Raw genomic sequence first — 14,250 nt, 5'->3', positions numbered from 1 at the left:
GTTGACGACGTTGTCCGCACTCCCCCGGGCGACGGTGTTGTCCTGAGGGTCCAGGTTCCGCTCACTCCCCGAGTCGGGCACCTGCTTGACAAGAACGACGATGTTCATCGTCAGACCTACCTCCGCGCTGGGGTCTGGGGTCGCGGGCCTCGCCCGCCTGCTCCGATAGTGGAGGTTACCGTCGGGTAACGGGGATGCCCGTGCCGGTTCCGGTGACCCCCGTCACGATCCGCGCGCCGCTGCCGGGGGTTCCTCCGCGGGCGCGACGAGCACGGCGCGGTCGGCCGGGGTGACCGTCACCGCGGCGCCCGGGACGAGGTCGCCGCTGCCGGCGCTGACGACGTCCACGGCGAGCTCGAGGCCGTCGGGCAGGGCCACCGCCAGCCGGGTCGTCGCGCCGGAGAAGGTGCGCGTGACCACCCGACCGGCGCCCGCGGGGTCGGCGGCCACGGTCAGCGACTCCGGCCGGACCAGCGCCACGACGGCGCCCGACGGCGGCACCGCCCCGGCCGCCGGCCGGCGGACGCCGAGCAGCTCCACTCCCCCGCCGGCCGGCCGCGCGGGCACCCGGTTCATCGTCCCGACGAACTCCGCCACGAACGCCGTCGCCGGCCGCTCGTAGAGCTCGTCGGGCGAGGCCACCTGCTCCAGCCGGCCGGCGCGCAGCACGCCCACCCGGTCGGCCACCGACAGGGCCTCGGCCTGGTCGTGGGTGACGAAGACGGTGGTGATGCCCAGCTCCAGCTGGATGCGGCGGATCTCCTCCCGCAGCTGCACCCGCACCTGGGCGTCGAGCGCCGACAGCGGCTCGTCGAGCAGCAGCACCTGGGGCGCGACGGCCAGCGCCCGCGCCAGCGCCACCCGCTGCTGCTGACCGCCGGAGAGCTGGTGGGGATAGCGGGCCGCGCGGTCGGCCAGGCCGACCAGCTCCAGGAGCTCCGCGGCCCGCCTGGTGCGCTCGGCCTTGCCCCGGCGCCGGACCCGGAGGCCGAAGGCGACGTTGTCGGCGACGGTCAGGTTCGGGAACAGGCTGTAGGCCTGGAACACCATCCCCATGTCCCGCTTGCTGGCCGGCACGCCGGTGACGTCCCGCCCGTCGAGCAGCACCCGGCCGGCGTCGGGCCGCTCGAAGCCGGCGATCGCCCGCAGCGCCGTCGTCTTCCCGCAGCCCGAGGGCCCCAGCAGGGCGAGGAACTCGCCCCCGCCCACGTCGAGGTCCAGGCCGTCGAGGGCGAGCACCGATCCGTAGCGGCGGGTCAGCGCCTCGAGCCGGACGGCGACGCCGGGGCGCTCGCGGAGGTCGGCCGGGGCCGCCACGGCCCGGGCGGCCGGAGCGGTGGTCATGCGGACTCCTCCCCCGGCCGCCGGCGGTCCAGCGCGGAGATCAGCAGCAACAGGACCCAGGTCATCCCCAGGGAGAGCACCGAGACCGCGACCGACAGCTGTGGCCGGGAGCCGGCGATCTCGAGGATCCAGGTCGGGAAGGTCCGGAACCCCAGGATCTGGGCGATGGTGAACTCGCCCAGCACGAGCGCCAGGGTCAGGAACGACGCGGTGAGCACCGACGTCCGCAGCACCGGCAGCACCACCGAGACCAGCACCCGCGGCCACGAGGCGCCCAGGTTGCGCGCCGCCTCGGTGAGCGTGCGCAGGTCGGTCCCGCGCAGCCCGGCGTCCAGGGCGCGGTAGACGAACGGCAGCGCCATGACGACGTAGACGAGGACCAGGATCCACGGCAGCTCCGGCCGCTGAAGGGCGAAGAACGCCTCGGCCAGCGGGGTGTCGAGGAAGTAGTCCGGTGCCCAGGCCAGCACGCTGCGCACGCCCACGACCAGCGCGATCGGCGGCAGCACGAGCGGCAGCAGGGTGAGCAGCTCCACCGTCGTCCGCAGCCGGGGCAGGCGCAGGTCCACCAGGACGACGGTCGGCACCATGAGCAGCAGCGACAGCAGCACGGTCAGCACCGCGATGGTGAGCGAGCGGCCGAAGGTCTCGGCGAACCCCTCCGCGCCGGGGATCCCGGTGTAGTGCTCGGCGGTGAAGCCGCCGGAGCCCCGGTCGCGGACGGTGAACCACAGCGACGCGGCGACGGGCACCAGGAAGTAGAGGCCGAACAGGGCCAGCACGGCCCAGCGCCAGACGCCGGAGCCGCGCCGTCCGGCCCGGACGGGGGTGTCGGGCGCGACGCTGCCGGCACCGGCCACCCCCGCCGTCGACAGGCTCACGACAGCCACCGCTGGGTGCGGCGCTGCACCCAGGCGTAGAAGGCCATGACCAGCCCGATGAGCACGACCATGCCGAGCGCGAGCGCCTTGCCCAGGTTCTCCGCGCCCACCACGACGTTGCTCGACAGTGCGTCGGCGATCTGCAGCGTGACCAGCGGGATGCTGCTGCCGACCAGGGCGCGGGCGGTGGCGTAGGCGGCGAAGGCCGAGGCGAACAGCAGCATGGTCGCGCCGATGACCGGCGGGGCGAGCACCGGCCCGCCGACGTGCCGCCAGTACTGCCAGCCGCTCGCGCCGAGGTTGTCCGCCGCCTCCCGCCACTGCGGCCGCAGGGCCTCCAGCGCGGGCGTGATGGTGAGGACCATCAGCGGCACCAGGAAGTACAGGTAGACCAGCGCCAGCCCGGTCATCGAGTACAGCGAGAAGCCGCTCCACCCGAGCGTGTCGGTGAGCAGCGCGGTGACCACGCCGGCGTTGCCGATCGTGGCGATGAAGGCGAACGCCAGGGGCACCCCGCCGAAGTTGGCCAGCACCCCCGACGCGGTGAGCACCAGCCGGCGCAGCAGCCGGCCCCGCCGGGCCCGCAGCACCGCGATCGCCACGGTCAGCCCGAGCGCGGCGCCGAGCACCGCGGTGATCGCGGACAGCTGCAGGCTGCCGACGTAGGCGCGCCGGTAGGCCCCCTCGGTGATCGAGGTGATGCTCTCGGTCGACCAGCTCTCCTCGAACGTCGTCGGGTCGGTCGCGCGGAAGGCCTCGACCCCCACGACGCCGATCGGCAGCACCAGGAAGAGCGCCACGTAGAGGAAGAACGGAACGGCGCCGAGCGCGGCCAGCAGCTCCGCCCGATCGGGCCGCCGACGTCGCGCTCGTCGTGGCGCTCAGCCGGACATCTCCGCGTTCCAGCGCTCGGCGACCACGTCGCGCGCGGCCGTCTCCTGCTCCGCGGTCGGGAACTCGGCGGCGCCCTCCACCGGCGGCAGCGCCGCCAGCAGGTCGGCGTCGGCGGTGCCGGCCGCCTCCATCGCCGGCAGCCGCACCGGGCGGGCGCCGCCGCCCAGCCAGGTATTCTGGCCCTCGTCGCTGTAGAGGAACTCCTGCCACAGCCGGGCCGCGGCCGGGTGCGGCGCGAACGCGCTGATCCCCTGGTTGTAGTAGCCGCCGAACAGCCCGTCGGCGGGGACGGCGACCTGCCACTCCGCGCCCTGGTCGGCGAGGTCGTCGGTCAGCCCGGCGTTGTTGTAGTCCCAGTCGATGGAGATGGGCGTCTCCCCGCTGAGGATCGTCGCCGGCGTGATCTCGACCGGGTTGAAGTTGCCGACGTCCTTGACCTGGCGGAAGAAGTCGATGCCCGGGCCGATGTCGTCGAGGCTGCCGCCGTTGGCCAGCGACGCCGCCCACACGCCGGAGAACGCTGCCGTCGCCTGGGTCGGGTTGCCGTTGAGGGCGACTAGGCCGGCGTACTGCGGGTCGAGGAGGTCGGCGAACGTCGCCGGGCACGCGGCGACGGCGGTGGCGTTGCAGCCGATCGAGATGTAGCCGCCGTAGTCGTTGACCCAGTACCCCTCCGGGTCCTTCTGGCCCTCGGGGATCTCGTCCCAGGTCTGCACCTGGTAGGGGGCGAGCAGGTCCTGCGCCTTGGCCTGGTGGTGGAACGGGGTGCCGAGGTCGAGGACGTCCGGCGCCCGGTCCTGGCCGCGCTGGCTGGTCACCGCGTTGAGCTCGTCCTGGCTCGAGCCGTCGGGCAGGGTGCTGACGACCTCGATGCCGTACTTCTCGCTGAAGGTGTCGATCATCTCGCCGTAGTTCGCCCAGTCCGGCGGCAGCGCGATGACGTTGAGCGTGCCCTCGGCCTGCGCGGCCTCCACCAGCGCGTCGAGGTCCCCGAAGTCGGCCAGCGAGGTCGCGGCGGCCGCGTCGCTGCTGCCGCCTCCGCCGCCCGATCCGCCGTCTTCCCCGTCCCCGCCCCCGCAGGCGGCCAGGACCAGGGCAGCGGCCGACAACGCCGCCGCCGTCCGCGCGGTGGGACGTCCGTTCAGGGTGCTGCGCTGCACGTCTCTCCTCCAGGTGGTGGGCCCGCCACCGGCGGGCTGCCGGGATCGTGGCAGACGGCGCGGACGCGCGACCGGTCCGCGGCGTCGCCGCCAGGTGGCGATCCGGTGAACGCCGGAACTCCCAGCGCTCAGCGGCCGGTGAAGGTCGCCTTCCCCGGGCCGCTCTCGAGGAAGGACCGCATGCCGGCCTTCTGGTCCTCGGTGTCGAACAGCTCGGCGAACAGCCGGCTCTCCAGCGCGAGCCCCTCCGGCAGGGTCATGTCCAGGCCGTCGTCGATCGCCCGCTTCGCGGCCGCCAGGGCGAGCGGCGGCCCGGCGGCGAACTTGCGCGCCATGGCCACCGCCGTCGACTCGACGTCGGCGTCCGGGACGACGGCGTCGGCCAGCCCGATCTCGAGCGCCTCCTCGGCGCCGACGTGCCGGCCGGTGAAGACGAGGTCCTTGGCGCGGGCCGGGCCGACCAGACGGGCCAGCCGCTGCGTGCCCCCGGCACCGGGGATGACGCCGAGCAGGATCTCCGGCTGGCCGATCTTGGCGCCGGCCCCCATGACGCGGAAGTCGGCGCACAGCGCCAGCTCGTACCCGCCGCCCAGGGCGTAGCCGGTGATCGCGGCGATGACCGGCTTGGGGATCCGCTGCACCGCGGTGAAGGAGTCGGTCAGCTCGCGGCCCCAGGCCACCATGCCGCGGCCGTCGAGCTGGGACATGGCCTTGATGTCGGCGCCGGCCGCGAACACCCGCTCCCCGCCGTAGACCACGACCGCACGGACGTCGGCCCGCTCGCCGGCCTCCAGGGCCGCGGCACGCACCTCCATGTGCAGCTGCTCGTTGATCGCGTTCATCTTCGGCCGGTCGAGGCGGATGGTCCCCACCCCGTCGGCCACCTGCAGGGTCACGAACTCCGGGGCTGCCATGCGGGCCCTCCAGCGCGGGTGGACGTCGTCGTCGTCGCACCCTAGCCAGGAGCGTCCCGCGGGCCGCCGGCCGGGCGTTTCAGGCGGCCCGGCGGGCCGTCCACCGGCCGTCGGCGCGCTGCACGTGCAGCGCCAGCCCGAAGGTCTCCGAGAGCGTCTCCTGGGTGAGCACCTGCTCCACCGGCCCCGCCGCGACCACCCCGCCGGCGCGCATCAGCAGCGCGTGCGTGTAGCCGGGCGGGATCTCCTCCACGTGGTGGGTGACCAGCACCTGGGCGGGGGCGTAGAGGTAGCGGGCGAGGTCCGACAGCCGGCTGACCAGGTCCTCCCGGCCGCCGAGGTCCAGCCCGGCGCCGGGCTCGTCGAGCAGCAGCAGCTCGGGGTCGGGCATGAGCGCCCGGGCGATCTGCACCCGCTTGCGCTCACCCTCGCTCAGCGTCCCGAACGGGCGGTGCGCCATCGGCGCGACGCCCCACTGCTGCATGAGCACCGCCGCGCGGGTGAGGTCGTGCACGTCGTAGCGCTCCCGCCACCGGCCGAGGACGGCGTACCCCGCGGAGAGGACGACGTCGCCGGTGCGCTCGCCCGGCTGGATGCGCTGGGCCAGCGCGGCGCTGGTCAGCCCGATCCGCGGCCGCAGCTCGAAGACGTCGACCGCGCCGAGGGTCTCCCCCAGCAGCTCCACCGTGCCGCGGGTCGGGTGCAGGTGCGCCGCGGCCAGCTGCAGCAGCGTCGTCTTCCCCGCCCCGTTGGGCCCGAGGACGACCCACCGCTGCTCGGGCAGCACGGTCCACTCGATGCCGTGCAGCAGGTACGTCTCCCCCCGGACGACGTCCACACCGTGCATCTCGACGACCGCCTCGCTGGACACCCCCCCATCCAACCAACCCGCCGGAGGACCCCGCCCTGCCACCCGGGGGCCGACGGTGTTGGCAGGATCACTCCCGTGCGCAGCAGCCCGGACGACGTCGAGGTGTGGCCCGGCTCCCCCACACCCCTGGGGGCCCACTGGGACGGGAACGGCACCAACTTCGCCCTCTGGTCGGCCGGCGCGCAGGCGGTCGACCTGTGCCTGTTCGACGCCGACGGCACCGAGCACCGCCACCGCCTGCAGGAGACCACCCACCAGGTGTGGCACGGGCGGCTGCCCGGGGTCGGCCCGGGCCAGCGCTACGGCTACCGGGTGCACGGCAGCTACGACCCCGGTTCCGGGCTGCGGTACAACCCGTCCAAGCTGCTGCTCGACCCCTACACCCGCGCCGTCGACGGCGACCTGGAGCTGCACCCGGCGCTGTTCGGCTACACCGACGCCGCCTTCGACGCCGCGGTCCCCGACCTGCGCGACTCGGCGCCGTTCGTGCCCCGCGGAGTGGTCGTCCACGACCCCTTCCCCTGGGACGGCGACCGGTCGCCCAACACCGCGTGGTCGGACACCGTCATCTACGAGGTGCACGTCAAGGGCGCGACCATGTGCTCCCCGGACATCCCGCCGACCCTGCGCGGCACGTACGCCGGCCTGGCACACCCCGCCTTCGTCGAGCACCTCCAGGCGCTCGGCGTCACCGCGGTCGAGCTGCTGCCGGTGCACCACTTCGTCAGCGAGCCGCACCTGCTCTACCGCGGGCTGACCAACTACTGGGGCTACAACACCCTCGGCTACTTCGCCCCGCACGCGGCCTACAGCGCCTCCGGCACGGGCGGGCAGCAGGTCACCGAGTTCAAGGCGATGGTCAAGGCGCTGCACGCCGCGGGGATCGAGGTGATCCTCGACGTCGTCTACAACCACACCGCCGAGGGCGACCACACCGGGCCGACGCTCTCCTTCAAGGGCATCGACAACGGCGGCTACTACCGGCTGGCCGGCGGCGGCCCGTCCCGGTACACCGACTACACCGGGTGCGGGAACACCCTCGACGTCCGCCGCCCGCCCGTGCTGGCGCTGCTCATGGACTCGCTGCGCTACTGGGTCACCGAGATGCACGTCGACGGGTTCCGGTTCGACCTCGCCGCCGCCCTGGCCCGGTCGATGCACGACGTCGACCGGCTCTCGGCGTTCTTCGACGTCGTCCACCAGGACCCGGTGATCAGCCGGGTGAAGCTGATCGCCGAGCCGTGGGACGTCGGCGAGGGCGGCTACCAGGTGGGCAACTTCCCGCCGCTGTGGACCGAGTGGAACGGCAAGTACCGCGACACCGTGCGCGACGTGTGGTCCGGCGCGCACGTCGGCATCCGGGACCTCGCCTACCGGCTGACCGGCTCCTCGGACCTCTACCGCTCCGACGGGCGGCGACCCTTCGCCAGCATCAACTTCGTCACCGCCCACGACGGGTTCACCCTCGCCGACCTCGTCACCTACCAGCGCAAGCGCAACGAGGCGAACGGCGAGGACAACCGGGACGGCGAGGGCCACAACCGGAACTGGAACTGCGGCGTCGAGGGTCCCAGCGCGGACCCGGAGGTGCAGGCGCTGCGGGCCCGGCAGATCCGCAACCACCTGGCCACGCTGCTGCTGTCCACCGGGGTGCCGATGCTCACCGCCGGCGACGAGCTCGCCCGCACGCAGCAGGGCAACAACAACGCCTACTGCCAGGACAACGAGATCTCCTGGATCGACTGGGCCGCCGCCGACACCGACCTCGTCGCCTTCGTCGCCCGGCTGGTCGCGCTGCGGCGGTCCGCGCCCGTGCTGCGGCAGGAGGCGTTCTTCGAGGGCCACGAGATCCCGGGCACCGGCGGCACCCGCGACCTCGCCTGGTTCCACCCGGCCGGGCACCAGCTCGGCACTGCGGACTGGTTCGACACCGGCCTGCAGACCGTCGGGATGTACCTCGACGGCCGCGGCATCCGGCACCGCGACCAGCGCGGGCGGCCGGTCGTGGACGACTCCTACCTCGTGCAGCTGCACGCCGGACCCGACCCGGTGACCGTCCACCTGCCCGGCCCGCCCTGGTCGGACGGCTACCAGTTCGTGGTCTCCACGGAGTACCCGACCGGCGCCCCGCCCCGGCCGACCGTGGTCGCCCCGGGACCGGTCGAGATGCCGCCGCGCACCGTCTGGCTGCTGCGCATCCTCCGCCGTCCCTGAGGCCGCCCAGCGGGTATAGGAAGCTCTACCCACATCAGAGCGGATCTGACGTGGGTAGAGCTTCCTATACCTGTTCCCTCAGTCCTGGACCTGCTCGAAGGTGATGACCGTCCAGCCGAGGAGCAGGCGGTCACCGTCGGAGAGCGGGTGGGCGACGCCGGGCTCGAGCTGGGTCCACTCGGTGGCCTCCGGGCCGGCGACGTGGGTGCCGTTCAGCGACCCGAGGTCGACCAGCGAGACCTCGCGGCCGTTGCGCTGGATCGCGGCGTGGGCCGAGGACAGCACGTTCTGGGTGTCGGCGATCGGCACCGGCCGGGCCGAGCCGGTCGAGACGAGCTCGTGGTTGTCGGGACGCCGGCCGAGGACGAGGTCCTCGTCGACGGTGACGACCAGGCCGTCGTCGAACCGGAGGATCGGCGCGGCCGGCGGCTCGGGCTTCCAGAAGGCGGTCGACTCGCCGCTCTCCGGCTCCTCGACGGCCGGCGCCGCCGTGGCCCCGAAGCCGGACGAGCCGCCGAAGCCGGAGTCGGACGCGGCGGTGAACGAGGACGGCGCCGCCGCGGTCTCCGGCACGGCGGCCGAGGAGACGTGGGCCGCGGCGGCCAGCTGCAGCATCGCCCCGGAGCCGGGGACGGTGCCCTCGACCAGGTCGTAGGCGACGCCCGGGGGCATCGAGGGCACCGGCTGGCCCGGCCCCACGTACAGGGTCTGGCCGAGCTGGAAGCCGCTGGCGAGCGTGCCGCCGTCGACCGAGGTGCCGGACACCGGGACGCCGTCGACCGCCGGCTGGCCCTTGCCGGACCACAGCGCGACGCCGGTGCCCGTGCCGCCCGAGGTGTCGACGAGGACCAGGGCGAAGGACGCCGAGCTGCCGGCCAGCCCCGCGACCTGACCGGCGACCGCGCCGAGCACCCGCTCGGCGCCGGGGCCGGAGACCCCGAGGCAGGCGTGCAGGGCGGCGACGAGTGCCGGGGACCCCGGCGCGTCGACCCACAGCAGACCGCCTCCCCGTCGGGCGACGACGGAGTCTCCGGGCAGAACTTCACAGCGGTCGGGCATGGCGTCCAGCGTAATGACGTCAGGCACGCCGCGGCGGACCGGCGACGATCGCCACGCCGAACCCCGCGCCGCGCCCGGGACGTGTGCGACCGGCGTGACGGTTGTGCTCCCCGTGACCCCGCCCCGGGGTCCTCTCGTCAGGCGCTGGCCACCACGCCCAGCTCTGCGGGGTCGGCCAGGTGCTGCGAGTGCGGCAGCACCCGCACCGTGTAGCCGAACGCGCCGGTGCGCTCCAGCGGCACGGTCGCGGTGAACCAGTGCCGGGACCCGTCGGCGTGCTCGTGCGTCATCGGCAGCGTGGTCACGTCATGGAGGCCGTCGGCGTCGTCCACCCGGCCGTAGGCCGCCTGCACCTGCACCTCAGCCGGCGTCAGGCCGGGCAGCTCCACCTCCGCGCGCAGCGCCAGGCTCGAGCCGATCTCCGGGGTGTCACTGGCCCCTGTGGCCTCGACGTGGGCGACCCGGACCCCGCTCCAGTGGTCGAGCAGGTGCGACCGCCAGGTCGCCTCACCGCGCGCGGCGGTGTAGCCGCCCTCGGCCATCGCGCGGGCCGACCCGGCCGCGGGCACGTACAGCTGCTGCACGTAGTCGCGCACCATCCGGGTGGCCAGCACCTTGGGGCCGGTCTCCCGCAGCGTGTGCCGCACCATCTCGACCCACCGGGTCGGGATGCCGTCGCGGTCGGTCTCGTAGAACCGCGGGAGCACCGAGGTGCTCAGCAGGTCGTAGATGGCCCGCGCCTCGATCTCGTCGCGGCGGTCGGCGTCGGCCACCCCGTCGGCGGTGGGGATGGCCCAGCCGTTCTGTCCGTCGAACCACTCGTCCCACCAGCCGTCGCGGATGGAGAGGTTGAGGCCACCGTTGAGCGCCGCCTTCATGCCCGAGGTGCCGCAGGCCTCCAGCGGCCGCAACGGGTTGTTCAGCCAGACGTCGCAGCCCCAGTAGAGGTAGCGCGCCATGCCGATGTCGTAGCCGGGCAGGAACGCGATGCGGTGCCGGACCTCGGGGTCGTCGGCGAACTTCACCATCTGCTGGATGAGCTGCTTGCCGCCGTCGTCGGCCGGGTGGCTCTTGCCGGCGATGACCAGCTGGACCGGCCGGTCGCGGTCCAGCAGCAGCGCCTTGAGCCGCTCGGGGTCGCGCAGCATGAGGGTCAGCCGCTTGTACGAGGGCACCCGGCGGGCGAAGCCGATGGTGAGGACGTCGGGGTCGAAGGCGGTGTCGGTCCACCCGACCTCGGACTCCGCGGCGCCCCGGGACAGCGCGGTGTCCCGCAGCCGGCGGCGCACCTCGTCGACCAGGCGCCCGCGCAGCAGCCGGCGGGTGCTCCACAGGTCGCCGGCCGGGATCCGGTCGACGCCGTCGAAGTGCACGTCGCCCTCGACCTCCACCGGGTCACCCTGGCTGCTGGCCTGCGTGCCGAGCTCGACGAGCTCGCGGGCGGTCCAGGTGGGGGCGTGCACGCCGTTGGTGATGGAGCTGATCGGGACGTCGCCCTCGTCGAAGCCGGGCCACAGGTAGCGGAACATGTGCCGGCTGACGTGCCCGTGCAGCCGGCTGACGCCGTTGGCCCGCTGGCCCAGGCGCAGGCCCATGTGCGCCATGTTGAACTTCGTCGGGTCGTCCTCGGCGCCGAGCGGGATCAGCTGGTCCAGCGGGACGCCGAAGCCGGCGAAGTACCGCTCGATGAGCGCCCGGGGGAACCGGTCGATGCCGGCCGGCACCGGGGTGTGGGTGGTGAACACCGTGCCCGCGCGCACCGCCTGCAGGGCCTCGGGGAAGGACAGCCCGTGGGACTCGGTGAGCTCCCGGATGCGCTCGATCCCGAGGAAGCCGGCGTGGCCCTCGTTGGCGTGGAAGACCTCCGGCGCCGGGGTGCCGGTCCGGCCGCAGTAGGCCCGCAGCGCCCGCACGCCGCCGATGCCGAGCAGCATCTCCTGGCGCAGCCGGTGGTCCTCGTCGCCGCCGTAGAGCCGGTCGGTGACCCCGCGCTCGGCCGGCGCGTTCTCCTCGATGTCGCTGTCGAGCAGCAGCAGCGAGACGCGGCCCACCTGGGCACGCCACACGTGCGCGTGCAGGGTCCGGCCCTCCGGCAGCGGCACCGTGATGACGACGGCGGACCCGTCGGACTGGCGCAGCAGCTTGACCGGCAGGCCGTGCGGGTCCAGCGACGGGTAGTGCTCGAGCTGCCAGCCGTCGGCCGACAGGCCCTGCTCGAAGTAGCCCCCGCGGTAGAGCAGCCCCACGCCGATGAGCGGCACCCCGAGGTCGGAGGCCGCCTTGAGGTGGTCGCCGGCGAGGATGCCGAGGCCGCCCGAGTACTGCGGCAGCACCTCGGTGATGCCGAACTCGGCGGAGAAGTAGGCGATCGACGCGGGCGCCCCGGCCCCCAGCGACTGGTACCAGTGCGGCGCCGACAGGTAGTCCTGCAGGTCGTCGACGACGTCCTGCAGCCGGCGCAGGAAGCGGCGGTCCCTGGCCAGGGTGGACAGCCGTTCGGCCGACACCTCGCCGAGGACCTTCACCGGGTCGCCCTTGCAGGTCTGCCACAGGTTCGGGTCGAGGGCCTCGAACAGATCCCGGGTCTCTGGGTGCCACGACCAGCGGAGGTTCGTCACCAGCTGGGACAGCGGCATCAGCTCCTCGGGGAGCGAGGCCCGGACGGTGAACCTGCGGAGAGCGCGCACCGCCCGAGACTAACGAGGTCTGCCCGCGCCGCCAGGGCGGCGCCGACAGGGGCGCGGCAGGATGCCTCATGGCCTCCAGGCGTCCCAGTCATCCCCCCGTTCCGCCGGTGCCTGCGCGAGGCAGCGGGTATCTCGCAGCCGACGTGCTCCCCCGTCGCGACCTCGATAGCGTGGCCCGGATGACTGGCCGCGCAGACCTCCGCCTCGGCATCACCGATGTCGCCCCCGTCGTGTCCTGCGGGTCCTTCTCGGCCCGCGCCGTGGTGGGCGAGCACGTGCCGATCACCGCCACCGTCTTCCGCGAGGGCCACGACGCCGTGGCCGCCAACGTGGTCTGGACCCCGCCCGGGGAGGACGCCGAGACGCAGCCGCTGCGCCGGATGGCCCCCTTCGGCGACCAGCCCGACCGCTGGATCACCACCGTGGTGCCCGACCGCGAGGGGCGGTGGTCCTTCCAGGTCGAGGCGTGGAGCGACCCGCTCGCCACCTGGCACCACGCGGTCGAGGTCAAGATGGAGGCCGGGCAGGGTGCCGAGGACCTCGCCAACGACCTGGAGGAGGGCGCCCGGCTGCTCGACCGGGTGGCCGCCGTGGCCGAGGCGGAGTGGAAGGCCCGGGCCGGCGACGCGGCGGCCGCCCTGCGCGACACCTCGCGCGAGCTGACGGCCCGGGTCGCCCCGGCCCTGGCCGAGGCGCTGCAGGCCTACCTGCACGAGCACCCGGTGCGGGAGCTGGTCACCGCGGGGCCGCGGTACGAGGTGTGGGTCGACCGTCAGCGGGCGCTGTTCGGCTCCTGGTACGAGTTCTTCCCCCGCTCCACGGGCGCCGTCGTCGGCGGGAAGGCCACCCACGGCACGTTCGCCACGGCGGCCGACCGGCTGCCGGCGGTCGCCGAGATGGGCTTCGACGTCGTCTACCTGCCCCCGATCCACCCGATCGGCACGGTCAACCGCAAGGGCCCGAACACGCCGCAGTTCCCCGGCGGCAACCCCTACGAGATCGACCCGGACGACCCGGGGTCACCGTGGGCCATCGGCTCGGCCGAGGGCGGGCACGACGCCGTCCACCCCGAGCTGGGCACCATGGAGGACTTCACCGCCTTCGTCGCCCGCACCCGGGAGCTCGGGATGGAGGTGGCGCTGGACTTCGCGCTGCAGGCCGCGCCCGACCACCCGTGGGTGAAGTCCCACCCGGAGTGGTTCACCACCAAGCCCGACGGCACGATCGCCTACGCCGAGAACCCGCCGAAGAAGTACCAGGACATCTACCCGATCAACTTCGACAACGACCCCGAGGGCCTCTACGCCGAGTGCCTGCGGGTGCTCCGGGTGTGGATGGACGCCGGGGTGCGGGTCTTCCGCGTCGACAACCCGCACACCAAGCCGCTGAACTTCTGGCACTGGCTGATCTGGACGGTCAAGGAGACCGATCCCGACGTGCTGTTCCTCGCCGAGGCCTTCACCCGGCCGGCGATGATGCACCAGCTCGCGCGGCTCGGGTACACGCAGTCCTACACGTACTTCACCTGGCGGACCGGGCGCGAGGAGCTCGAGGACTACGGCCGGGAGCTGGCCGCCAACAGCCACTACATGCGGCCGAACTTCTTCGTGAACACCCCGGACATCCTGCACGCCTCGCTGCAGTTCGGCGGGCCGCCGATGTTCAAGATCCGCGCCGCCCTCGCGGCCATGATGAGCCCGACCTGGGGGGTCTACTCCGGCTACGAGCTCTTCGAGCACGTGGCCGTCCGCCCGGGCAGCGAGGAGTACCACGACAGCGAGAAGTACCAGCTGCGGCCGCGGGACTTCGCGGCGGCGGAGGCCTCCGGGCGGAGCCTCGCGCCCTACCTGCGCCGGCTCAACGAGATCCGTCGCGCCCACCCGGCCCTGCAGCAGCTCCGGACCCTGCGGTTCCACTCGGTCGACAACCCGAACCTGATCTGCTTCTCGAAGACCGACCCGGGGTCGCAGGACGCCGTCCTCGTCGTCGTCGCGCTGGACGGCCACAACACCCAGATCGGGACGACGTCGCTGGACCTGCCGGCGCTCGGGCTCGACTGGTACGAGCGGTTCACCGTCACCGACGAGATCACCGGTGCCAGCTACGACTGGGGGCAGTTCAACTACGTGGAGCTCGACCCCTACCGCGAGCCGGCGCACGTCTTCGCGATCACCCACTCCCGGCCGGTGCAGGTGCCGCCGCCGGTGGCCTGATCCCCCACCCGCT

10 protein-coding genes are annotated in these 14,250 nt (G+C 73.6%); 2 read left to right on the top strand and 8 right to left on the bottom strand.

The genetic code is table 11. The features are described from left to right. Positions 1 to 222: 222 nt before the first annotated feature. The 6 genes from MY520_RS23865 to MY520_RS23840 form a co-directional block, all read right to left on the bottom strand. Positions 223 to 1,344, bottom strand: a complete 1,122-nt coding sequence (locus MY520_RS23865; RefSeq protein WP_436695176.1) for an ABC transporter ATP-binding protein — start codon at positions 1,342 to 1,344, stop codon at positions 223 to 225. Continuing rightward, the gene (locus MY520_RS23860) at positions 1,341 to 2,225 is read right to left on the bottom strand and encodes an ABC transporter permease (protein ID WP_436695175.1); all 885 of its coding nucleotides are present in this window, start codon (positions 2,223 to 2,225) and stop codon (positions 1,341 to 1,343) included. The genes MY520_RS23865 and MY520_RS23860 overlap by 4 nt, the downstream gene beginning before the upstream one ends. Continuing rightward, complete coding sequence (locus MY520_RS23855; RefSeq protein WP_436695174.1) at positions 2,222 to 3,025, bottom strand: ABC transporter permease; 804 nt, start codon at positions 3,023 to 3,025, stop codon at positions 2,222 to 2,224. The genes MY520_RS23860 and MY520_RS23855 overlap by 4 nt, the downstream gene beginning before the upstream one ends. Before the next feature lie 81 nt (positions 3,026 to 3,106). Continuing rightward, on the bottom strand, positions 3,107 to 4,279 hold the full coding sequence (locus tag MY520_RS23850) for an ABC transporter substrate-binding protein (RefSeq protein ID WP_436695173.1): 1,173 nt from the start codon (positions 4,277 to 4,279) through the stop codon (positions 3,107 to 3,109). A gap of 128 nt (positions 4,280 to 4,407) precedes the next feature. Beyond that, positions 4,408 to 5,193, bottom strand: a complete 786-nt coding sequence (locus MY520_RS23845; RefSeq protein ID WP_436695172.1) for an enoyl-CoA hydratase/isomerase family protein — start codon at positions 5,191 to 5,193, stop codon at positions 4,408 to 4,410. Positions 5,194 to 5,272: 79 nt separating this feature from the next. Continuing rightward, positions 5,273 to 6,064: an ABC transporter ATP-binding protein gene (locus MY520_RS23840; protein WP_436695171.1), complete on the bottom strand. Its 792-nt coding sequence runs from the start codon at positions 6,062 to 6,064 to the stop codon at positions 5,273 to 5,275. Between the two features lie 75 nt (positions 6,065 to 6,139). Here MY520_RS23840 and glgX point away from each other — a divergent pair, with 75 nt between their 5' ends. After that, on the top strand, positions 6,140 to 8,278 hold the full coding sequence (gene glgX, locus MY520_RS23835; RefSeq protein WP_436695170.1) for a glycogen debranching protein GlgX: 2,139 nt from the start codon (positions 6,140 to 6,142) through the stop codon (positions 8,276 to 8,278). Between the two features lie 78 nt (positions 8,279 to 8,356). Here the strand turns inward: glgX and MY520_RS23830 are convergent, their stop codons facing one another. Both MY520_RS23830 and glgP read right to left on the bottom strand, forming a co-directional pair. Further along, positions 8,357 to 9,364: an FHA domain-containing protein gene (locus MY520_RS23830; protein WP_436695169.1), complete on the bottom strand. Its 1,008-nt coding sequence runs from the start codon at positions 9,362 to 9,364 to the stop codon at positions 8,357 to 8,359. A gap of 110 nt (positions 9,365 to 9,474) precedes the next feature. Further along, the gene (glgP, locus tag MY520_RS23825; protein ID WP_436695167.1) at positions 9,475 to 12,024 is read right to left on the bottom strand and encodes an alpha-glucan family phosphorylase; all 2,550 of its coding nucleotides are present in this window, start codon (positions 12,022 to 12,024) and stop codon (positions 9,475 to 9,477) included. Between the two features lie 179 nt (positions 12,025 to 12,203). On the opposite strand from glgP, the gene MY520_RS23820 reads away from it, so the two are divergent. Beyond that, complete coding sequence (locus MY520_RS23820) at positions 12,204 to 14,237, top strand: alpha-1,4-glucan--maltose-1-phosphate maltosyltransferase (protein ID WP_436695165.1); 2,034 nt, start codon at positions 12,204 to 12,206, stop codon at positions 14,235 to 14,237. Positions 14,238 to 14,250: the final 13 nt, after the last annotated feature.

The organism is Geodermatophilus sp. CPCC 205506 (genome assembly GCF_051383635.1).
GTDB lineage: Bacteria > Actinomycetota > Actinomycetes > Mycobacteriales > Geodermatophilaceae > Geodermatophilus.
The sequence above is the reverse complement of the archived record's forward strand: the minus strand, read 5'-3'. Positions and strand labels throughout refer to the sequence as shown.